Raw genomic sequence first — 20096 nt, forward strand, 5'->3', positions numbered from 1 at the left:
GCTTGTTCACGACGAAGTCCGCTCATTCCGGCGTGCGCGCACGCCAAGTGAGGGGACCCGCCGCTTCGTAGAGCCAGGGGTACTGGCGGACCATTTTGGCGGCGAGGGTCAGCCGATGCCCGAGCAGGGCATAGGCCGAGAGGATCGCCCCGTCGAGCAGGTAGCCCTGCAGCGACCAGAGGTGGGAGCCGAACAGGCCCCAATGCAGGAAACGGTCGAACAGGGCGACGCCGAAACCGGCCAGCACCGCGGCCCAGGCCGGGCGCCAGCCCTCGGCGATGCCCTGGCCGGCCAGGAAGCTGCACAGGCCGAAGAGCCCGAGCGTGAGCCCGATGAAGGGGCCGAGGGTGGTATCGAAGATCTCTTCCATCTCAGTGGCCCCCCTCGAGGTAGGCGGCACGCACTTCCTCGTTGCCGAGCAGTTCGGCCGAGGTGCCGCTCATCTGCACCCTGCCGCCCGCCAGCACGTAACCCCGGTGGGCCAGCTTGAGCGCGTGGAAGGCGTTCTGCTCGACCAGGAACACGGTAACGCCTTGGGTTGCGTTTATCTCGCGGATGACCTGGAAGATCTGGCGCACGATGATGGGGGCGAGGCCGAGCGAGGGCTCGTCCAGGAGAAGCAGGCGCGGCCGGCTCATCAGCGCGCGGGCGATCGCCAGCATCTGCTGCTCGCCGCCGGAGAGCGTGCCGCCGCGCTGGCTCTGGCGCTCTTTGAGGCGCGGGAACATGCGGAAGGCACGGTCCAGGTCCTCGTCGAAATAGGCCGGGTCGGTCACCACGGCGCCCATGCGCAGGTTCTCGAGCACCGTCATGCGCGGGAAGATGCGCCGCCCTTCCGGGCTCTGGGCGATGCCGAGGCGCATGATCCGATGGGTCGGCAGGCCGGTGATGTCGCGGCCCTCGAAGGTGATCTTGCCCCGGCTCGGCCGCGGTTTGCCACACATCGACATCAGCAGGGTCGACTTGCCGGCGCCGTTCGCCCCGATCAGGGTGACGATCTCGCCCTGGTGGATCTCGACGTCGACCCCCTTCAGGGCCTCGATCACGCCATAGGCGGCGCGCAGCCCCTCGATCTTCAGCATGGGGGCGCTCATGCCGCACTCCCTTCCATGTCGTCCTCGCCGAGATAGGCGCGGATGACGTCCGGGTTGGCGCGGATCTCGGCCGGCGTGCCTTCGGCGATCTTGCGGCCGTAGTCGAGCACCACGATGTGGTCGGAAATGCCCATCACCACGCTCATGTCGTGTTCGATCAGCAGGATGCCCGCGCCATATTCGTTGCGGATCATCAGCAGGAGTTCGTTCAGCTCGGCGGATTCGCGCGGGTTCAGGCCCGCCGCCGGCTCGTCGAGACAGAGCAGGGCGGGATCGGTGCACATGGCGCGGGCGATCTCCAGCCGGCGCTGATCGCCGTAAGGGAGCGAGCCGGCCGGCTCGTCCGCCCGCGGCATCAGGCGGGTCCGCTCGAGCCAGAAGCGCGCCTTTTCGACCGCCTCTCGCTCGGCCGCACGGTAGCCGGGCCAGCCGACCAGGCCGAGCAGGCTCATGCCGCTCGCCCGCATCAGTGCATTGTGCTGGGCGACCAGCAGATTCTCCAGGACCGACATGCCGGCGAACAGGCGGATGTTCTGGAAGGTACGCGCGACGCCCGCGGTCTTGGTGATGCGGAAATCGTCGAGCCGTTCCAGCAGGAAGGACTTGCCGTCCTTCCGGGTCAGGGTCAGGCGGCCGACGGTCGGCTTGTAGAAGCCGGTCAGGCAGTTGAAGACCGTGGTCTTGCCGGCGCCGTTCGGCCCGATCACCGCGGTGATGCGGCCTGCCCGGGCTTCGAAGGAGACATCGTTGATGGCGACCAGGCCGCCGAAGCGCATGGTCAGATGTTCGACCAGGAGCAGGGGCGTGGTCATGCGCGCGCCCCCTTCCGGCGGTTGATGAAGATCGTCGGATCGCGGTGGGAGAGGAGGCCGCGCGGGCGCCACACCATGATCAGCACCATGCCGAGGCCGAACACCAGCATCCGGTATTCGGCCAGGCTGCGGAAGGCTTCGGTCAGGCCGATCACCAAGATCGCCGCCATGGCGACGCCCAATTGGCTGCCCATGCCGCCCAGCACGACGATGGCCAGGATCATGGCCGATTCCAGGAAGGTGAAGCTCTCGGGCGAGACGAAGCTCTGGGTCGTGGCGAAGAAGGAGCCGGCGAAGCCGGCGAACATGGCGCCGATGGCGAAGGCCGTGAGCTTGGTATTCGTCGGGTTGATGCCCAGCGCCCGGCAAGCGATTTCGTCCTCGCGCAGCGCTTCCCAGGCGCGGCCGACCGGCAGGCGTCTGATCCTGATGGTGAAGACGTTGACGACGAGGGCCAGCACCAGGATCAGGTAGAAGAAGAAGATCGAGCGGTGCAGGGGCGAGAAGTCGAGCCCGAAGAGTTGATGAAATGCCGTCACCCCTTCCGGCGGATTGCGCACGAAGGGATGGCCGAAGAAGGTGAGCCGCGGGATCGAGCCGATACCGTTCGGTCCGCCCGAGAAGCTGGCCCAGTTGAGCAGCACGATGCGGATGATCTCGCCGAAGCCGAGCGTCACGATGGCGAGATAGTCACCGCGCAGCCGCAGCACCGGAAAGCCCAGCATGATCCCGAAGGAGGCGGCCAGCATGCCCGAGATCGGCAGCGCCTCCCAGAAGTCGAAGCCGTGCTCCTTCGAGAGAATGGCGTAGGTATAGGCGCCGACGGCATAGAAGGCGACATAGCCGAGGTCGAGCAGGCCGGCGAGCCCGACCACGATGTTGAGGCCCCAGGCCAGCATCATGTAGGTCAGCACCCGGATCGCCGTATCCATGATGTAGGAATTGGCGAAAGGCATCATGGGCAGCAGCACGGCCGCGGCGAGCAGCAGGAAGCCGAGGCCCCTCGTGATCAGGCGGCGCAGGCGCTCGCTCTTCTCGTCGTCGCTCTCGGCCACGGCGGCGGCCAGGGCGGCCTTGTGGCGCCGGGCGCCGTAGACCGAGACCAGGCCGCGCAGCACCAGGCCGACGCCGGCGGCGATGGCCAGGACCTGGAGCAGCCCGGTCGGCCAGGGCAGGGCGATGCCGGCGACGATCAGCAGGGCGCCGACGCCGAAGGCGGCCGGTTGCAGCCCGCGCTCGGCCAGCGCCAGGCCCAGCCGGCCGAAGAACACCACGACGATGCCGATGGCGACTTCGGAAAAGCGCATGTTCAGCGAGAGCTGGCCGCCGCTGTCGTAGGTCTGCAGGCCGACGATGGGGCCGGCCAGGATCATGGCGATCAGGGCGACCAGGGCGGCGTCCTTGAGGGCCGCCAGCACCGGCGTGGCCGGGCTCGCGGTCGACGGGGTCAGGGCCGGGGCAGCGACGCTCATGCTCAGACCTTCTCGATTTCAGGCCGGCCCAAGAGCCCGGTCGGCCGAAAGATCAGCACGAAGACCAGGATGGTGAAGGCGGCCACATCCTTGTATTCGACCGAGAAATAGGCCGACCACAGGGCCTCGATCAGGCCGATCAGCAAGCCCCCCAGCACGGCCCCCGGGAGCGAGCCGATGCCGCCGAGAACCGCCGCGGTGAAGGCTTTGATCCCGGCCAGGAAGCCGATGTAGAAATCGATCACGCCATAATAGAGCGTGACCATCATGCCGGCCACGGCGGCCAGCGCCGCGCCGATGACGAAGGTGGTCGAGATCGTGCGGTCGACGTCGACCCCGATCAGCGAGGCCATGGTGCGGTCCTGCTCGCAGGCGCGCTGGGCCCGGCCCAGCGAGGTCCGGGTGATCAGATAGGTGAAGCCGACCATGAGGGCGATGGTCATGGCCACGATGAAGACCTGGAGATAGGACAGGGTCACGGTGAAGCCGTCGACTGACGTCATCAGCTCGAAGCCGCCGCGGATCACCGGCGGGATCGGCTTCGGCCGGGCGCCTTGCGACAATTGGACGTAGTTCTGCAGGAAGATCGAGACGCCGATCGCCGAGATCAGCGGCGCCAGGCGGAACGAGCCGCGCAGGGGCCGATAGGCGATCCGTTCGATCGACCAGCCGTAGAGTGCGGTGATCGCCATGGCGCAGACCAGCACGATCAGAAGGGCGAGCGGCACCCAGGTGATGCCGATGACGCCCATCAGCAGGATGCCGATCATGGAGAGGAAGGCGCCCAGCATATAGACTTCGCCATGGGCGAAATTGATCATGCCGATGATGCCGTAGACCATCGTATAGCCGAGGGCGATGAGGGCGTAGACCGCGCCGAGCGTGATGCCGTTGATGAGCTGCTGAACCAGATATTCCAAGGCTCAGCCCTCCGGGTGCGACGCGTGAAGACAACAGGAACGAAACGCGTGGCCCTGCCCCGCCGCCGTGCAATTCCCCAACTGCAAACCCCCAGCCGTCTGATTTTCTTCGCGGCCTGCACCGCGTCTGTCCTTCAACGTTAACCTCCAATCCCGGCAGCCGCAATCCGCCTGCGACGATTGGATCGGGACAATTTCGGGCCCCGGTCGCAGATCGCGAAATGGCTTGTCGCAGGGGGAAAAGGCCGGGGCTCCGGCCCGTCACGTCTTCGACCAAGGGCGAAGGTGCCGGCCCGGCCGCCGTTTACCGGGTCTTAGCCAGTTTCGGCGCATGAATTTTCGTGGGTCGGCAATTTCGGCGTCGGGAGCGCTCCTGCGCGGAGGGAAAAATGCGTGTTCGTGCAAAGATCTTCGCCATCGTGGCCATTATGGGCGTGGTGGCAGCCGTTATTGCGGGCATGTCCCTCAATGCCCTCAACAGTGTCGCCGAACGCGACGAATTGCTCGTCGCCGCCGGGCAGCGCGCCCTCAATGCCGAACGGTTGAACCGTCTGATCGCCGAAGTGGTCATGGAGTCGCGGGGTATCTACGCCGCTGCCGACCGCGACGCGGCGAAACCTTTCGCCGCCAATCTGACCAAGGATCTCGACGCCATCGACGCCCTGTTCGCCGAATGGGCGCCGCTGGTGCCGCCCGCGAAGCGGTCGGTGCTCGACGCCTTGATGAAGCAGGCCGCGGAATTCCGTGAGTTCCGCCTGGCCCTGGCCAAGGCCGGCGTCGAAGCGGGGCCGGCCGCTGCCAATGCACTCGGCAACAACGAGGCGAACCGGGCCAACCGCAAGGCCTTCCAGGCCGTGGTCGACGGCGCCCTGAAGGAGATTTTGGAAGACCTCGCGCGGCACCGGGTCGAGGCCAAGGAATTCGGCCGCACCATGGACATGGTCGTGATCCTGACCACCGTGGTCGGCCTGATCGTCGGCGTTGGCGTTGCGGCCTATATCGGCACCCGCCAGCTCGCCCGCCCGCTCGGCGAAGTGACGGCGACGGTCACGGCGATCGCCGGGGACCGGCTGGACGTCACCGTCCCGGCCCAGAAATCGAACGACGAAGTGGGCGAGATCTGGCGGGCCGTCGACACCCTGGTGAAGCAGCTCCGCGAGGCGCGTGACACCCGTGCCCGCGAAGCTGAGAACCGCCGCCGCCAGCAGGAGGCGGAGGAAGCCCGCCAGGAAGCCGAACGCAAGGCCGCCCAGATCGAACAGGCGCGCATGGCCGAAGACCTGCGCCGGGCCGACGAACAGGCCCGCCGCGCCCGCGAACTGGCCGATGCCGTCGCCGGCTTCGAAGGCACCATCGCCGAGGTGGTCGCCACCCTGTCGTCGGCCGCCAACGAATTGCGCAGCAATGCCGAAGTGCTGACCGGCACCGCCCGCGACACCACCGACCGGGCGACCTCCGTCGCCGCCGCCGCCGAACAGGCCTCGACCAATGTCCAGACCGTGGCCAGCGCCACCGAGGAACTGACCTCGTCCTCGCGAGAGATCGGGCGCCAGGTCCAGCAGTCGGCCGAACTGTCCAACAAGGCGGTAACCGACGCCGAAGCGGCCAACGGCATCATGCAGCTCCTGGAGCGCGGCTCGGACGCGATCGGCAATGTGGTGAAGCTGATCCAGGACATCGCGGGCCAGACCAATCTCCTGGCACTCAACGCGACGATCGAGGCGGCGCGCGCCGGCGAGGCCGGCAAGGGTTTTGCGGTCGTCGCCTCCGAGGTGAAGAGCCTGGCCAATCAGACCGCCAAGGCGACCGAGGACATCACGGCCCAGATCGCCGAGATCCAGGCCTCCACGGCCAAGGCGGTCGAGGCGATCGCTCGTGTGTCGCATCAGATCAGCGATATGAGCATGGTCTCGAACACGATCGCCAGCGCGGTCGAGGAACAGATCGCGGCAACCGCCGAGATCGCCCGCAACGTCGAACAGGCGGCGCTCGGTACCAACGAGGTCTCGAGTTCGATCCAGGGCGTTCAGGTGGTGGCGAGCGAAGCCGGCGGCGCTTCGGCCCAGGTGCTCACCTCGGCCGGTGACCTGTCGCAGCAGGCCGAACGCCTGCGCCGCGAAGTCGACCGTTTCCTGTCGACGGTGAAACACGCGGCCTGACGCGGCGGGCGAGACGGGCGGAACGAAGCTCCGTTCCGCCCTTCCGGCTACCCCCGCGACGGCGTGGCATTACCGCCGGTAATAGGCCCGGTCGAGGAAAGCAGTGGGTTTCGAGGCAGCACAGCTTGAAACCGGCGGCCCGAGCCGCAGGGGCAGGGGTCGTTGCGGCCCAGTTTCTCGATCAGTTCCTTGCCGCCGTGGACCGTCCGGTCGCCGCGCTTGACCCGGGCTTCAGAATTGAAACCCCCTCCGGCGCTTGCTCATGGTCTCGGTCGAGAACGATTGGTGCTTGCGCGCCATGGCACACCTCCTCCGGCCCGTCCGGCCTTCCCGCCTGTCGTGAACGAGGGCAGATGCCGGCGGATCGGCCTGCCGGTCAAGCGCCGTCGGCCGGGCCTTTGCCGAATCCGCGGCGCTGTCGCCCGCGGGCCACGGGGTCAGACGTGCTGGCCGCCGTTGATATGGAGTTCGGCGCCCGAAATGTAGGACGAATCGTCCGTGCACAGGAAATAGATCGCCTTGGCCACCTCGTCCGGGCTGCCCAGGCGGCGGAGCGGGATCTGATCGACCAGCTTCTCGGTCCCGGGGGAGAGGATGGCGGTCTCGATCTCGCCCGGGGAAATGGCATTGACCCGGATGCCGAGCGGGCCGAAATCCGCCGCCATCTCGCGCGTCAGCGCGGCCAGTGCCGCCTTCGAAGTAGCATAGGCGGAACCGGCGAAGGGATGCACCCGCACGCCCGCAATCGAGGTCACATTGACCACGGCGCCCTGGGCCGTGCGCAATTCCTGCATCAGGCCGCGGGCGAGCAGCACGGGGGCGAAGAAATTGACCCGGAACACGGTGTCCCAGGTCTCGTATTCCGTCTCGATCGTGCCGAGCCGGCTGCCGCCTTCGCCCTTGGGCGAAATGCCGGCATTGTTGACCAGGGCGTCGAGCCTTCCGTCGACCAGGCGGCTCCGCATGTCCTCGATCACTTGGGGCAGGGAAGCGACGTCGGCGAGGTCGACCTGGACGTGGTCTTCAGGCCCCTCCGCCCAGGGGCAATTCTCGGGGAAGGGCTGGCGCGAACAGGTGATGACCCGCCAGCCGGCGGAGGAGAAGCGCTTTACGGTGGCATGGCCGATGCCCCGGCTGGCGCCGGTCAGGATCAGGGTACGGCCGGAATTTTCGGTCACGGACATGGTTCAACGACTCGTCCCGGCTGCGCGCGGGAAGCGACGATCCTTCGATCGCTCAGACAGCCGTGCGCAGGGCATGGCCGTCACCCTCTTCGACCCCGTCCGGGTCTTCGTGGATGATGACTTCGGCGCCGGGGAAGGCGGTGATCAGCTTCTGTTCGACCCCCTCGACGATGGCATGGGCCTGGTGCAGGGGCATGTCGCCGTCCAGCACCAGGTGAAGCTGGATGAAGGTGGCGAGGCCGGAACGCCGCGTGCGCAGGTCGTGCAGGGCCAGCACCAGGGGTTCCTGCTTCACGATCTCGACGATCTGGGCGCGCTCGTGGTCCGGCAGTTCGCGGTCCATCAGCACGTCGTAGGCGCCGCGCAGGATGCCGAAGGCACCCCACAGCATGACGGCCGCGATGGCGAGGGCGATCAGCCCGTCCGCCAGCAGGAAGCCGAACTGGGTCGCCGCGATCAGGGCGACCACGACACCGGCGTTCGACAGCAGGTCGGAGAGATAGTGCAGCCGGTCGCCGGCGACGGCGAGCGAGCCCGTCTTGGCCATCACCCGGTGCTGATAGGTGACCAGGGCGAGGGTCAGCGCCATCGAGGCGATCATCACGGCGATACCGATCACGCCGTTGGAGACCGCTTCCGGCGCCAGGATGCGGCGGATCGATTCGAACAGCAGGAAGACGCCGGAACCGGCCACGATGGCGGCCTGCAGCAGGCCCGCCAGCGCCTCGGCCTTGCCGTGGCCGAAGCGGTGCTCGCGGTCGGCCGGCGCCGTCGCGTGGCGCACCGCCAGCATGGTGGCGAGGGAAGCGAGGGCGTCGAGCGTCGAATCGATCAAGCTCGACATCATGGCGACCGAGCCCGACATGAAGAAGGCGACGGTCTTGATGATGATCAGGGTGATCGCGACCCCGACCGAAGCGACGGTCGCCCGGTGCATCAGCCGGGCGGCTTCCGCCAGGTCGCCGTTGAAGGCCCGTTTCGTCGTGGTTTCTGCCGTCATCGCTTCCGCCTGCTCCGGTCCGCCGTCAGGGGAACAACCTGTGCACGGCCCAGCCGCCCGCAGCGGTAGGTTCGAACACGACACGATCATGCAGCCGGAAGGGGCGGTCTTGCCAGAACTCGATTCGCGTCGGCGTGACGCGGAAGCCGGACCAATGCGGCGGGCGCGGCACCTCGGCCCCGGCGAATCGGGCGGCGTTATGGGCGATCGCCGCTTCCAGCGTGGCCCGCGAATCGAGCGGGCGGGACTGGTCGCTGGACCAGGCGCCGATCTGCGAGTCCCGCGGCCGGCTGGCGAAATAGGCATCCGCCTCCTCGGTCGAGACGGGGGCGACCGTGCCATTCACGCGGACCTGGCGGCGCAGGCCCTTCCAGTGGAAATTGAGCCCGGCGCGCGGCTGGCCGAGCAGGGCGCGGCCCTTGTCGCTCTCGAAATTGGTATAAAAGACGAAGCCTTGCGCGTCATAATCCTTCATCAGGACGACTCGGACCGAAGGCTGGCCGTCCGAATCGACGGTCGCCAGCGCCATGGCGTTGGCATCGTTCACCTCGGTCGCTTCGGCCTCGGCGAACCAGACGGCGAAGAGGTCGTAAGGCCCGCGCGCGGCGAGCGCCGCATCGTCCAGGGACGACAGAAGATCGGACATGGCATGTACCTCGGGGTTTGGGCGACAACGGAACACAGGCCCCCCGGCCTTGGCAAGCGCGGCCTGCCGATGGGCCGTCGCGAAGCCGCCGCTTGAGGGTCGGATCGAGACGTCTATAATCCGCGCGCTTCGAAGGACGCCTTGAGGGAGATCAGCCTATGTCGACCGGCGCCGGCCTGATGGCTGGAAAACGTGGACTTATCATGGGTGTCGCCAACGACCGGTCGATCGCCTGGGGAATTGCCAAGGCGGTGCACGCCCAAGGCGGCCAATGCGCTTTCACCTATCTGGGTGAGGCTTTGGAAAAGCGCGTGCGCCCGCTGGCGGCCGAGGTCGGCACGCCGGATTCCCTGATTCTGCCCTGCGACGTCTCCGAACTGGCGTCGATCGACGCGCTTTTCGCGGCGGTGAAGCAGGAATGGGAGACGATCGACTTCGTCGTGCACGCCATCGCCTATTCCGACAAGGAAGAGCTGAAGGGCCGCTACGTCGACACCAGCCCCGAAAACTTCAACCAGAGCCTGTTCATCTCCTGCTATTCCTTCACCGCGATCGCGCAGCGCGCGGAAGCGATGATGCCGAACGGCGGCTCGCTGATCACGCTGACCTATTACGGCGCGGAAAAGGTCATGCCCCATTACAATGTGATGGGGGTCGCCAAGGCGGCGCTGGAGGCTTCGGTCCGCTATCTCGCGGCCGACCTCGGCAAGCAGGACATCCGCGTCAACGCCATTTCGGCCGGTCCGATCAAGACCCTGGCGGCCTCGGCCATCGGCGACTTCCGCCTGATCCTGAAGTGGAACGAATACAATGCGCCCCTGAAGCGCAATGTGACCATCGAGGATGTCGGCGGCGCCGGGCTCTATCTGCTGTCCGACCTGTCGCGCGGGGTGACCGGCGAGGTCCATCACGTCGATTCGGGCTATCACGTCGTCGGCATGAAGGCGCCGGACGCCCCGGATATCTCGGTGGTCTGACTTGTCGCACAACAGCTTCGGCCATCTGTTCCGCGTCACCACCTGGGGCGAGAGCCACGGACCGGCGCTCGGCTGCGTGGTCGACGGCATGCCGTCGCGGATCCCCCTGACCGAAGCCGAGATCCAGGTCTTCCTGGACAAGCGGAAACCCGGGCAGAGCCGCTTCACCACCCAGCGCCGCGAGGCGGATGCGGTGAAGATCCTCTCCGGCGTCTACGAGGGCCTGACCACCGGCACCCCGATCAGCCTGATGATCGAGAATACCGACCAGCGCTCCAAGGATTATTCCGAGATCGCCAAGAGCTTCCGCCCGGGCCATGCCGATTACACCTATCAGGTGAAATACGGCATTCGCGACCCCCGCGGCGGCGGCCGTTCCTCGGCCCGCGAGACCGCGGCCCGGGTCGCCGCCGGCGCCTTGGCCCGCAAGGTGCTGGGCGAGGGCGTGCAGGTCCGCGGCGCCCTGGTGCAGATCGGCAAGCGCGCGATCGATCGCAGCCGCTGGGACTGGGCGGAAGTGGACAACAACCCCTTCTTCTGCCCGGATGCGGAAACCGCCAAGCTCTGGGAAGAGGACCTCGACCGCATCCGCAAGGCCGGCTCCTCGATCGGCGCGGTGATCGAACTGGTCGCCACCGGCGTGCCCGCCGGCCTGGGCGCCCCGCTCTACGGCAAGCTCGATTCCGACCTCGCGGCGGCGCTGATGTCGATCAACGCGGTGAAAGGCGTCGAAATCGGCGCCGGTTTCGCCGCCGCCGAACTGACCGGCGAAGAAAACGCCGACGAGATGCATATGGAGAACGGCCAGGTGGCCTTCTCATCGAACAAGGCCGGCGGCATCCTGGGCGGCATCGCCACCGGCCAGGACGTGGTGGCCCGCTTCGCGGTCAAACCCACCTCCTCGATCCTGACGCCCCGCCACAGCGTGACCCTCGACGGCCAAGACACCGAAATCCTCACCAAAGGCCGCCACGACCCCTGCGTCGGCATCCGCGCCGTGCCGGTGGGCGAAGCGATGATGGCCTGTGTGCTGGCGGACCATCTGCTTCGGCACCGGGGGCAGGTGGGTTAGGGGCGGCAGTTTTCTGGGCGCCTCGCTCTGTAGGCCGGAAGGCATGGGCCATCGGCGCGCAGTCCGACCCGGAGATCGGAGTTTCGGGACCGCACCGCCCTTCTGATCGGGGCGGATGAAGGGCACCGCAGATCAGCCCTTGCGGCTGGCGGGGTCAAAGATTGCAATTTGTGGCGTGCTCATGCTGCACTTGTGCAACTGGCGACTCGCCCCAACCGACAGAAAAATTTGCGGTCGTAAGATGATCGATCCCGCCCACGCCCTCGCCTTCTCGGTCTTCGAGAATAGGGGCGTTTACGCTTTATTGCTCGGGAGCGGTCTGTCCCGCGCGGCGCAAATCCCGACCGGTTGGGACATTACAATGGATCTGACGCGCAGGGTTGCGGCGTTGGAAGGGGTTACTGGCGAAACTGACTGGGAGGCTTGGCACCAGAGTCGATTCGGCGAGCCCCCGAGTTATTCGAAGCTCCTCGATCGTTTGTCATCGACCGCGGCGGAACGCCGATCGATCCTCCATAGCTATATCGAGCCTTCCGCGGAGGACCTGGAATCCGGCGCGCGTCAACCGACCAAAGCGCATCACGCCATCGCCCGGATGGTCCGGGATGGCTACATTCGGGTTCTGATCACCACGAATTTCGATCGCTTGATCGAGAATGCCCTGCGTGAAGCTGGGGTCGAGCCGACCGTGATCAAGTCCGAGGACGACCTTGCTGGTGCCATCCCCTTAGCCCACGCGCGTTGCTTCGTGCTGAAGGTCCATGGCGACTATCTCGATACCCGGTTGCTCAACACGGACTCGGAGTTGGACCAGTACGGCGAGACGCAGAACAGACTGCTCGACCGCATCTTTGACGAGCATGGCCTGATCGTCTGCGGTTGGTCCGGCGACTGGGATGCCGCACTGAGGGGGGCTATTGCCCGCGCGCCGAGCCGCCGTTATCCCGTGTACTGGGCCAGTCGCGGCGTACCGAGCGCGATTGCACAAGATTTGATCAACAATCGTCGAGCCCAACTGATCGCTATCGAAGATGCCGACAGTTTCTTCTTCGGGCTGCAACAGAGCCTGGAGACATTGGAGACCGCTGCTCGTCCCAATCCGCTCACCGCCGATCTGCTCGTAGGAACGGCCAAGCGCTTTCTAGCAAAGAACGAGTGCCGAATTCAGCTCGCCGATCTCGTCATTGCAGAGGTCGCGCGAGCGCGCAGACTTAGTGATGAACGCGGACTGGCGACGGGTGGGCATTACACAAATGAGGAATTCGTCAATTGGGTATCTATTTGTGAAAACGTGCACGAAGTTTTGTGCCGGATCGGGTACGCAATGGGGCGATGGGGCTCCGAGAATGAATTCAATCTCGCCCGAGATGTCCTCCGGACACTGTCGCGAGTAGTTGGCCGAGGTAGGACCGTCTTTTGGTCTGAACTTATGACCTATCCTGCATCTCTATTTTTTACAGCCTTCGCCCTAGGGCTTACGAAATCTCGACAATTTGGCAGCCTGCACAAATGGTTTCATGCCTATGTTCCGCGTGAATCAAGAAATGAGAGGGAGGCTCTTGTCGTTTTGTTTGGGGAAATGTGGTCACAAAATAGCAGTGACCAGTGGAATTCATTTTTCTCTCCACAAAAACGGCGGACGCCGTATAATGATCATATAATAGAAATATTAAAATCATGGTTATCGCTTGATTTTCTTGACGATAATGAATTTGAAATTAATTTTGAATTTGTTGAGCTCTTAGCTGGCGTCGCTGATTTATGTCTCCATCACGGCAAAGGTGATCTGTCATTATACCTCTCAAATCAGTTTTCGGGAGGCAATTGTGTCAGGAGCGCCATTGGCAGGGTAGGTTGGCATTCTGCCAATCAAGAAATTCTCTTAGACCGCCTGACTGAGGGTGAAACTGCCTCAATGTTACTCGTTGCGGGTTTCGCTGACGGAGATAGAGAGTTCCTCGATTTGATCCGCACAAACTTCATGCGGTTAATCCAATTGTTGCGCTGAGATCAACTGAGTGGAGCCAAGAGGATGCTGTACCGATAGGCCGCCGTAAATCGCTCACCTCCCGCTCTCCACCCTCCCATCCATCCGCCGATCGATCCCGTTCACCACGCCGAGTACCGCCTTCACCGCCGGATAGCGGAGCCATTTGGGGGGCATGAAGGCGGGTTTGCGGCAGATCACCTCGGTCCAGGGGTTGGGGCGGCCGAGGATGAGGTCGGTGAGGAGGGGGCCCATGGCGGTCGCCTGGGCGATGCCGTGGCCGTTGTAGGCGATGGCGTGGAAGAGGTTGTCGTGGGCGGGGTGGCGGCCCACGAGGGGCAGGAAGTTCAGGGTGAAGCCGCACCAGCCGGCCCAGCAGTGGGCGATGGGAAGGTCCCGGAGTTCGGGGAAGCGGGCACGGAAGGCGGCGATCACGCTGGCGGGACGGGCGTCTTCGGGGCCGCCGTGGTTGTGGGGCGCGCAGTCGTAGAAATACTGCACGTCCTTGGAGCCGCCGATGATGGTGCCCTGGGCGGTCAGGCGGTAGCTCTCCATGCTCTCATGCGCGGTATAGATGCCTTCGCGGCCGGGCCAGCCGCCGAGGGCGGCGCGCTGTTCGGCCGAGAGCGGTGCTGTCTCGAACAGGGTGATGTAGAGCGGGGCCTGGCGGTCGCCGGGCGGGGCGATCTCGCCCGCATAGGCATTGGCGGCCAGCACCACGCGCCCGGCGCTCACCGTGCCGGCGGCGGTGCGGACGAGGGCCGGGCGGCCGGGCTCGATCGCCTGCACGGCCGTGCCCTCGAAGATCCGGACGCCGCGGGCGAGTGCCGCGGCACGGAGGCCGGAGACGAATTTGCCCGTGTGCAGGGTGCCGCCCGCTTCCTCCAAAGCACCTGAGAGGAAGGCGGCGGGCAGGCCGCGCGCCCGCATCTCGCCGGCTTCGAGATAGTGCATGCGGGCACCGATCGACCGTGCCGTCTCGGCTGCCTGGCGGAGCCGCTTCTCCTGGGCCGGATGGACCACGGCCATGATGTTGCCGCTGGCGTTGTAATCGCAGTCGATCCCGAGATCGCGGATCGTCGCCTCCGCCGTCTCGACGCAATGATCGGCGAAGCGGGCGAGGCGGCCGGCCGTCTCCGCGCCGAACAGCATGCGGGCGGTGGGCAGGTCCTTGCAGATGGTCGGCGTCAGGTGGCCGGCGTTCCGCCCGCTGGCGCCGTAACCGCAGAAATCCCGCTCCAGCACCACGGCCTCGACGCCCTGCGCCTGGAGCGCCAGGGCGGTGGAGAGGCCGGTATAGCCGCCGCCCACGATGGCGACCTCGGTCCGCAGGTCGGCCGCCAGGGCCGGGCAGGGCGCGGCCGGCGGCCGCACATAGGGGCTGATCTCCAGGAATGGAGCCGGCCGGTCGTCGCGCGCCATGTTTCCTCCTGCCCGCTTCTTGTCGGCGGTTTCGAGCGTGGACGAGTTTAGCTTTGGCCGGCACCTGCGGCCAGGGGGTGCGCGAGACTTCTCGATTGCGTTGATCGTGAAGTGACGGTGGCGCGCCGGGTGTGGAAGACGCGGCGTTCGCCCTAAGTCTTGTTGATTCGCTCGCCGTTTCATTCTACGTTTGCATAAATCATTAATTAATAGAGCCGGCGGGGCGGTCCTCCGCGCCACGGCGCCAAAAGGGAGGATCACCATGGCCCATATCGTCATCCTGGGCGCCGGATTGGGCGGCGTCATCATGGCCTACGAGATGAAGGCGCGGCTTCGCAAGGAAGACAGCCTGACCGTGGTCAACCTCGGCTCCACCTATACTTTCGTGCCGTCGAACCCCTGGGTCGCGGTCGGCTGGCGCAAGGCGGAGGAGGTTTCGGTCGAACTCGCCCCGGTCTTCGCCAAGCGGGGCATCGCGCTCCGGCCCGAGGGCGCGCGCCGCCTCTATCCCCAGGAAAAGCGCCTGGAGCTGAACAGCGGCGACAGCCTGACCTATGACTATCTGGTGATCGCGACCGGGCCGGACCTCGCCTTCGACGAAGTGCCGGGTCTCGGCCCCGCGGGCCATACCCAGTCGGTCTGCCAGCTCGAGCATGCGCTCGAGGCGAGCGAAGCCTTCGAGCGGCTGAAGGCGGCGCCGGGGCCGATCATCGTCGGCGCGGCCGCCGGCGCCTCCTGCTTCGGGCCGGCCTATGAATTCGCCTTCGTCCTGGATGCGGCGCTGCGCAAGGCCAAGATGCGCGACCAGGTGCCCATGACCTTCGTCACGCCCGAGCCCTATATCGGCCACCTCGGCCTCGACGGGGTGGGCGATACCAAGGGCATGCTGGAGAGCGCGCTGCGCCACCGCCACATCAAATGGCTGACCAATGCCAAGGTGACCGGGGTCGAGGCGGGCCGCATGACGGCCGAGGAATATGCCGAGGACGGCACGGTGAAGGCCAATCACGAGCTGCCCTTCGCCTATTCGATGATCCTGCCGGCCTTCCGCGGTGTGGCGGCGATCCGCGGCATCGAGGGCCTGGTCAACCCGCGCGGCTTCGTGCTGATCGACAAGCACCAGCGCAATCCCGCCTTCCCGGAAATCTTCGCCATCGGCGTCTGCGTCGCCATCCCGCCCATGGGCAAGACCGCGGTGCCGGTCGGCGTGCCCAAGACCGGTTTCATGATCGAATCCATGTCGACGGCGGTGGCCGAGAACATCGAGGCCCTGCTGAAGGGCAAGGCCCCTGATGCAGTGGCGACCTGGAACGCCGTCTGCCTGGCCGATTTCGGCGATGGAGGCATCGCCTTCGTGGCCCAGCCGCAATTGCCGCCGCGCAACGTCAACTGGTCGTCCAAGGGCGCCTGGGTGCACACCGCGAAAGTGGGCTTCGAGAAGTACTTCCTGCACAAGGTCCGCGCCGGCCGGGCCGAGACCTTCTACGAGAAATTCACCCTCGACATCCTCGGCATCCGCAAGCTGAAGGCGGTGCACCACGAGCCGTCATGACGGCTTAGAAGCCGTCGTGGCCGGGGTCGAGGAAGAAGCGGACGATCGCCTCGGTCGCATTCAGGTTCCGGCTCGGATGGCCGCCCCGCCTCTCGCCCAATTGGCCGGGCATGGGCGGCCAGGCATGGCCGGCGCCGTGCAGCCAATAGGCGCCGACACGGGTGCCCGGGGCGCAGCTCGGGTAGGACAGTTTCTCGACCGTGGTGCCGTCCGCCACCTTGGGCGGCAGCATGATGCGGCTCGGCGCCGGCGCGCAGCCGGCGGCGCGGGCGAAACGGGCGAGCGAGTCTTCCGCCCCGATGACCTCGCCCCGCTCGCAGAAGGCGGGCCGCGTGTCGCGGCACACGGTGCCGCCGGCAAAGGGCATGATCGGATCGTCGACGCCATTGATGGCCAGGACCGAAAGGGGCCGGCTCGGCTTGCAGCCGGGCGCCACCGAGACGGCGACATCGCCGATCACCGGGGCGATGCCGGCCACCAGGTCGGCCGCCTCGCAGCCGATCCGATAGGCCATGATGCCGCCGTTGGAGGCCCCGGCGATGAAGACGCGGCGGCGGTCCAGGTTCACGCGCCGGCCGATGTCGTCGACCAGGTGGCGCATGAAGGAAACGTCGTCCACGCCCTTTTTCGAGGATTCGAGGGTGCCGCGCCCGTCGTTCCAGCGCCAGGTGCGGCGGCTGTGCGGCGGGCCGGCGGCATCGGGATAGGCGACGGCGAAGCGATAGCGCTCCACCAGGTCATTGAAGCCGACCAGTTCCATCTTGGCGCCGGTGCCATAGGTGCCGTGCAGGACGATGATCAGGGGCAGGGGCTCCGGCCCCGGCCGCTCGGGCGTCACCAGGATGTAGTGGCGGGGGAGGCCGTCGGCGGTGAAATCGACGTCGGCCGCAGCGGCAGGGGTGAAGGCAAGGGGCAGGGCGAGCAGAGCCAAGAGAAACGCCAGAACCGACCCACGCATCGCCATCTCCCGAAAAGCCACGCCCGAAAGGCAACCGGGGCCCGAAGGCCCCTGGCGACTTTATCATGCCGGCGTCCGTTCAGCTCGACTTCCGGCATGGCCGTTCGTCATGCCGGCGCCATCGCCTTGATCTCGCCGGGATTCGGCTGAGACCGTGTGCGGCCGGAGGGAGGTCGTCAATGAGACTGGGGATTTTCGTCGTCGGACTCGGCGCCATACTGGCCGTGCCGCCCGGCGCCTTGGCGGTGGAGCCGAGCAACGGCGGCCCGCTCAAGCTCGGCGCCTATGAATGCTGGCATTTCTCGACCGCCCGGCTCGGCCTCAACTTCCACCTGGACGACCCGAGCCACTACACCGATGCCGACGGCAAGGCCGGCACCTTCCTCTACGACCCCGACAGCGGCAAACTGAGCTTTTCCGGCGCCGGCCTGGACGGCCAGACGGTGATGTTCCAGCGCTGGCCCAACGGCGGCGCCAAGGTGAGCTTCCGCAACGCCGCGGGCGACGAGACCGACTTCTGCGATTTCACGCCCTGAGCCGTCAGAAGCCGCAGCGCCCCATCTGGCGGTAAGTGTTCAGGCTGTCGGGCAGATAGTCGAGCTGCGAAATGTCGAGCCAGCCGATCACCGTGCGGTCGCCGTCGGACGGCTTGGCGCCGTCGGCGTCGCTGATCCGCACCGGGGTCGCCGGCTTCACCTCTCCTGTGGGGGCGAAGAGCATGCGGAACTTGAACTTCGAATCCGTGCCACCCTCCTGGCCGGATTCGGCGGTGGCCCAGCGCCCGCCCGCCTGTTCCTCCAGGAAGACGAAGACATGTTCCTTGTTCTGCGGCCCGAAGGTGCGGTCGTCGTTGAACTTGTGGATGAAGACGATGTCGCCGCAGGCGGGCCGGATGCCCCGCAGCAACGGGTTCGAGGGGCCGATGCAATTGACGAAGGGCGCCATGCCCTTGTGATGGATGCGGCTGATGTTGGCGCCGCCGAGGTATTTCAGGCCGCGCGCGGCATCGGTCCAATTGACGATGTCGGGATTCTTGGCTCCCAGGTTATAGAGCATCCAATGGCACAGGCAGCCGCAGGTCGTGCCATAGCCCTTCTGGTAGTATTTGCAGACTTCGTTGAAATGGGCGTCCCCATAGGTATAGGGCACCACCGATTCCACCAGTTCCCGCGCCTTCATGCGCAGGCCCTCGCTCTGCAGGCCGTCCATCGCCGCCTCTCCCCCCGCGCGCGTGGCGGCCCCCCGGCCTGCTCCATGCGCATTGACAATAGTGCCTCCTTCGATCATGTTCCGCCATCTTCGACGGATTTCATCATCCGCCGCGCCTACGGGCGTCCGCCGGTCAGCGAGTGTTCGCCCGCCGGCGCCCTTGGTGTTTGTCAAAGGGTCAACCGGTCCAGAGCATGTTCGAGAGCCTTTCCGATCGCCTGTCCGACGTCTTCAGCCGCCTCACGAAAAAGGGCGCGCTGACCGATTCCGACGTCGCGGAGGCCATGCGCGAAGTCCGCCTCGCCCTGCTCGAGGCCGACGTCGCCCTGCCCGTGGTCAAGGACTTCGTCGCCGCGGTCAAGGAAAAGGCGATCGGCCAGGACGTCGTCCGCTCGGTCACCCCCGGGCAGATGGTCATCAAGATCGTCCACGACCATCTGGTCGACGTGCTGGGCGGCGAGCAGGACCCCGAGATCGACCTGAATGCCCCCGCGCCCGTGCCGATCATGATGGTCGGCCTGCAGGGCTCGGGCAAGACCACCACCACGGCCAAGATCGCCTATCGGCTGACCAACCGGGACAAGAAGAAAGTCCTGATGGCCTCGCTCGACACCCGCCGTCCGGCGGCGCAAGAGCAGCTGAAGGTCCTGGGCGAGCAGGCGGGGGTGGCCACCCTGCCGATCATCGTGGGGCAGACTCCGGTCGACATCGCCAAGCGGGCGATGACCGCGGCCCGCCTCCAGGGTTACGACGTCGTCCTGCTCGACACCGCCGGCCGCCTGCACATCGACGAAGCGTTGATGCAGGAGAACGAGGCGGTCAAGCGCGAGGCCGGCCCGCATGAGATCATCCTGGTGGCCGACAGTCTGACCGGCCAGGACGCGGTCACCGTCGCCAAGCAGTTCAACGACCGGATCGGCCTGACTTCGATCGCACTGACCCGTATCGACGGCGACGGCCGCGGCGGTGCGGCGCTGTCGATGCGCGCGGTCACCGGCGTTCCCATCAAGCTGATGGGTACGGGCGAAAAGCTGGAGGCGCTGGAACTCTTCCACGCCGACCGTATCGCCAACCGCATCCTCGGCATGGGCGACATCGTCTCGCTGGTCGAAAAGGCGGCCGAGACGATCGACCAGCGCGAAGCCGAGAAGATGGCGGCGAAGCTGGCCAAGGGCAGTTTCGACCTGGACGACCTGTCGCAGCAGCTGAAGCAGATGCGCAAGATGGGCGGCATGCAGGGCATGTTGGCCATGCTGCCCGGCGTCGCCAAGATGAAGGACCAGCTCTCCAAGGCCAATATCGACGACAAGGCGATCAAGCGCCAGGAAGCGATCATCTCCTCGATGACGCCGAAGGAGCGCAAGAACCCCCAGATCATCCAGGCGAAGCGCAAGGTCCGCATCGCCAAGGGTTCCGGCACCACGGTGCAGGAAGTGAACAAGCTGCTCAAACAGCATCAGCAGATGGCCGACATGATGAAGCGCATGGCCAAGCTCGGGAAGAAGGGCTTGATGCGCGGCGGCCTCGGCGCGCTTTTCGGCGGCGCTATGCCGCCCGGCGGTTTCGGCGGTCCTGGCGGTGGTTTCCCGCCCGGCGGCCTGAAGTAATCCCAACCATATCAACCATCACACC

Annotated in this window: 19 protein-coding genes; 7 read left to right on the forward strand and 12 right to left on the reverse strand. The window is 66.1% G+C overall.

What is annotated here, in order from left to right; all coding sequences use genetic code 11:
* Positions 1 to 22 precede the first annotated feature (22 nt).
* From WC493_RS03940 to WC493_RS03960, 5 genes are read right to left on the reverse strand one after another with little or no spacing between them, the layout of a single operon-like run.
* Complete coding sequence (locus WC493_RS03940) at positions 23 to 370, reverse strand: DUF6867 family protein (RefSeq protein WP_373062735.1); 348 nt, start codon at positions 368 to 370, stop codon at positions 23 to 25.
* A gap of 1 nt (position 371) precedes the next feature.
* Positions 372 to 1082, reverse strand: coding sequence for an ABC transporter ATP-binding protein (locus WC493_RS03945; protein WP_373062813.1), 711 nt, complete (start codon positions 1080 to 1082; stop codon positions 372 to 374).
* An 8-nt stretch (positions 1083 to 1090) separates the two neighbouring features.
* The gene (locus tag WC493_RS03950) at positions 1091 to 1906 is read right to left on the reverse strand and encodes an ABC transporter ATP-binding protein (protein ID WP_373062737.1); all 816 of its coding nucleotides are present in this window, start codon (positions 1904 to 1906) and stop codon (positions 1091 to 1093) included.
* Complete coding sequence (gene livM / locus WC493_RS03955) at positions 1903 to 3378, reverse strand: high-affinity branched-chain amino acid ABC transporter permease LivM (RefSeq protein ID WP_373062739.1); 1476 nt, start codon at positions 3376 to 3378, stop codon at positions 1903 to 1905. The genes WC493_RS03950 and livM overlap by 4 nt, the downstream gene beginning before the upstream one ends.
* Positions 3379 to 3380: 2 nt before the next feature.
* Positions 3381 to 4298 (reverse strand): branched-chain amino acid ABC transporter permease LivH, encoded by a 918-nt coding sequence (locus WC493_RS03960; protein WP_373062741.1) that lies wholly within the window; start codon positions 4296 to 4298, stop codon positions 3381 to 3383.
* Positions 4299 to 4687: 389 nt separating this feature from the next.
* Between WC493_RS03960 and WC493_RS03965 the strand changes: the two genes are divergently transcribed.
* On the forward strand, positions 4688 to 6457 hold the full coding sequence (locus WC493_RS03965; RefSeq protein WP_373062743.1) for a methyl-accepting chemotaxis protein: 1770 nt from the start codon (positions 4688 to 4690) through the stop codon (positions 6455 to 6457).
* A 47-nt stretch (positions 6458 to 6504) separates the two neighbouring features.
* Here WC493_RS03965 and WC493_RS03970 read toward each other — a convergent pair whose 3' ends face one another.
* The 4 genes from WC493_RS03970 to pdxH all read right to left on the reverse strand — a co-directional run bounded on the left by WC493_RS03970 (position 6505) and on the right by pdxH (position 9275).
* A complete protein-coding gene (locus WC493_RS03970; RefSeq protein WP_373062815.1) occupies positions 6505 to 6642 on the reverse strand; it encodes an SEC-C metal-binding domain-containing protein in 138 nt (45 codons plus the stop codon).
* A 252-nt stretch (positions 6643 to 6894) separates the two neighbouring features.
* Positions 6895 to 7641 (reverse strand): SDR family NAD(P)-dependent oxidoreductase, encoded by a 747-nt coding sequence (locus WC493_RS03975; protein WP_373062745.1) that lies wholly within the window; start codon positions 7639 to 7641, stop codon positions 6895 to 6897.
* Positions 7642 to 7693: 52 nt separating this feature from the next.
* Positions 7694 to 8641 (reverse strand): cation diffusion facilitator family transporter, encoded by a 948-nt coding sequence (locus tag WC493_RS03980; RefSeq protein ID WP_373062747.1) that lies wholly within the window; start codon positions 8639 to 8641, stop codon positions 7694 to 7696.
* Positions 8642 to 8666: 25 nt separating this feature from the next.
* Positions 8667 to 9275, reverse strand: coding sequence for a pyridoxamine 5'-phosphate oxidase (pdxH, locus tag WC493_RS03985; RefSeq protein WP_373062817.1), 609 nt, complete (start codon positions 9273 to 9275; stop codon positions 8667 to 8669).
* 170 nt (positions 9276 to 9445) lie between these two features.
* On the opposite strand from pdxH, the gene fabI reads away from it, so the two are divergent.
* From fabI to WC493_RS04000, 3 genes are all read left to right on the forward strand, one after another.
* The gene (gene fabI, locus WC493_RS03990; RefSeq protein ID WP_373062749.1) at positions 9446 to 10264 is read left to right on the forward strand and encodes an enoyl-ACP reductase FabI; all 819 of its coding nucleotides are present in this window, start codon (positions 9446 to 9448) and stop codon (positions 10262 to 10264) included.
* A gap of 1 nt (position 10265) precedes the next feature.
* Positions 10266 to 11336: a chorismate synthase gene (aroC, locus tag WC493_RS03995; protein ID WP_373062751.1), complete on the forward strand. Its 1071-nt coding sequence runs from the start codon at positions 10266 to 10268 to the stop codon at positions 11334 to 11336.
* Positions 11337 to 11451: 115 nt separating this feature from the next.
* Positions 11452 to 13344 (forward strand): SIR2 family protein, encoded by a 1893-nt coding sequence (locus WC493_RS04000; RefSeq protein WP_373062753.1) that lies wholly within the window; start codon positions 11452 to 11454, stop codon positions 13342 to 13344.
* Positions 13345 to 13398: 54 nt separating this feature from the next.
* On the opposite strand, the gene WC493_RS04005 is transcribed toward WC493_RS04000, so the two are convergent.
* Positions 13399 to 14745: an NAD(P)/FAD-dependent oxidoreductase gene (locus WC493_RS04005; protein ID WP_373062755.1), complete on the reverse strand. Its 1347-nt coding sequence runs from the start codon at positions 14743 to 14745 to the stop codon at positions 13399 to 13401.
* Between the two features lie 262 nt (positions 14746 to 15007).
* On the opposite strand from WC493_RS04005, the gene WC493_RS04010 reads away from it, so the two are divergent.
* Positions 15008 to 16297 carry an NAD(P)/FAD-dependent oxidoreductase gene (locus tag WC493_RS04010; protein ID WP_373062757.1) on the forward strand — a complete coding sequence of 430 codons (1290 nt, stop codon included), beginning with the start codon at positions 15008 to 15010 and terminating at the stop codon, positions 16295 to 16297.
* Positions 16298 to 16301: 4 nt separating this feature from the next.
* Here the strand turns inward: WC493_RS04010 and WC493_RS04015 are convergent, their stop codons facing one another.
* Positions 16302 to 17255, reverse strand: coding sequence for a PHB depolymerase family esterase (locus WC493_RS04015; RefSeq protein WP_373062759.1), 954 nt, complete (start codon positions 17253 to 17255; stop codon positions 16302 to 16304).
* A gap of 179 nt (positions 17256 to 17434) precedes the next feature.
* Between WC493_RS04015 and WC493_RS04020 the strand changes: the two genes are divergently transcribed.
* On the forward strand, positions 17435 to 17791 hold the full coding sequence (locus WC493_RS04020; protein WP_373062761.1) for a hypothetical protein: 357 nt from the start codon (positions 17435 to 17437) through the stop codon (positions 17789 to 17791).
* A gap of 4 nt (positions 17792 to 17795) precedes the next feature.
* Here the strand turns inward: WC493_RS04020 and WC493_RS04025 are convergent, their stop codons facing one another.
* Positions 17796 to 18464, reverse strand: coding sequence for a hypothetical protein (locus tag WC493_RS04025; RefSeq protein WP_373062763.1), 669 nt, complete (start codon positions 18462 to 18464; stop codon positions 17796 to 17798).
* Between the two features lie 194 nt (positions 18465 to 18658).
* Here WC493_RS04025 and ffh point away from each other — a divergent pair, with 194 nt between their 5' ends.
* Positions 18659 to 20071: a signal recognition particle protein gene (gene ffh / locus WC493_RS04030; protein ID WP_373062765.1), complete on the forward strand. Its 1413-nt coding sequence runs from the start codon at positions 18659 to 18661 to the stop codon at positions 20069 to 20071.
* Positions 20072 to 20096: the final 25 nt, after the last annotated feature.

This window comes from Zavarzinia sp. (assembly GCF_041650655.1).
In the GTDB taxonomy this organism is placed as follows: domain Bacteria; phylum Pseudomonadota; class Alphaproteobacteria; order Zavarziniales; family Zavarziniaceae; genus Zavarzinia.

Bases quoted from the DNA above. Each gene is read 5' to 3' on its own strand.
- WC493_RS03940 (WP_373062735.1), bottom strand. From the start codon at position 370: ATGGAAGAGATCTTCGATACCACCCTCGGCCCCTTCATCGGGCTCACG.
- WC493_RS03945 (WP_373062813.1), bottom strand. From the start codon at position 1,082: ATGCTGAAGATCGAGGGGCTGCGCGCCGCCTATGGCGTGATCGAGGCC.
- WC493_RS03950 (WP_373062737.1), bottom strand. From the start codon at position 1,906: ATGACCACGCCCCTGCTCCTGGTCGAACATCTGACCATGCGCTTCGGC.
- livM (WP_373062739.1), bottom strand. From the start codon at position 3,378: ATGAGCGTCGCTGCCCCGGCCCTGACCCCGTCGACCGCGAGCCCGGCC.
- WC493_RS03965 (WP_373062743.1), top strand. From the start codon at position 4,688: ATGCGTGTTCGTGCAAAGATCTTCGCCATCGTGGCCATTATGGGCGTG.
- WC493_RS03975 (WP_373062745.1), bottom strand. From the start codon at position 7,641: ATGTCCGTGACCGAAAATTCCGGCCGTACCCTGATCCTGACCGGCGCC.
- WC493_RS03980 (WP_373062747.1), bottom strand. From the start codon at position 8,641: ATGACGGCAGAAACCACGACGAAACGGGCCTTCAACGGCGACCTGGCG.
- fabI (WP_373062749.1), top strand. From the start codon at position 9,446: ATGTCGACCGGCGCCGGCCTGATGGCTGGAAAACGTGGACTTATCATG.
- WC493_RS04000 (WP_373062753.1), top strand. From the start codon at position 11,452: ATGAAGGGCACCGCAGATCAGCCCTTGCGGCTGGCGGGGTCAAAGATT.
- WC493_RS04005 (WP_373062755.1), bottom strand. From the start codon at position 14,745: ATGGCGCGCGACGACCGGCCGGCTCCATTCCTGGAGATCAGCCCCTAT.
- WC493_RS04010 (WP_373062757.1), top strand. From the start codon at position 15,008: ATGGCCCATATCGTCATCCTGGGCGCCGGATTGGGCGGCGTCATCATG.
- WC493_RS04015 (WP_373062759.1), bottom strand. From the start codon at position 17,255: ATGCGTGGGTCGGTTCTGGCGTTTCTCTTGGCTCTGCTCGCCCTGCCC.
- WC493_RS04020 (WP_373062761.1), top strand. From the start codon at position 17,435: ATGAGACTGGGGATTTTCGTCGTCGGACTCGGCGCCATACTGGCCGTG.
- WC493_RS04025 (WP_373062763.1), bottom strand. From the start codon at position 18,464: ATGGACGGCCTGCAGAGCGAGGGCCTGCGCATGAAGGCGCGGGAACTG.
- ffh (WP_373062765.1), top strand. From the start codon at position 18,659: ATGTTCGAGAGCCTTTCCGATCGCCTGTCCGACGTCTTCAGCCGCCTC.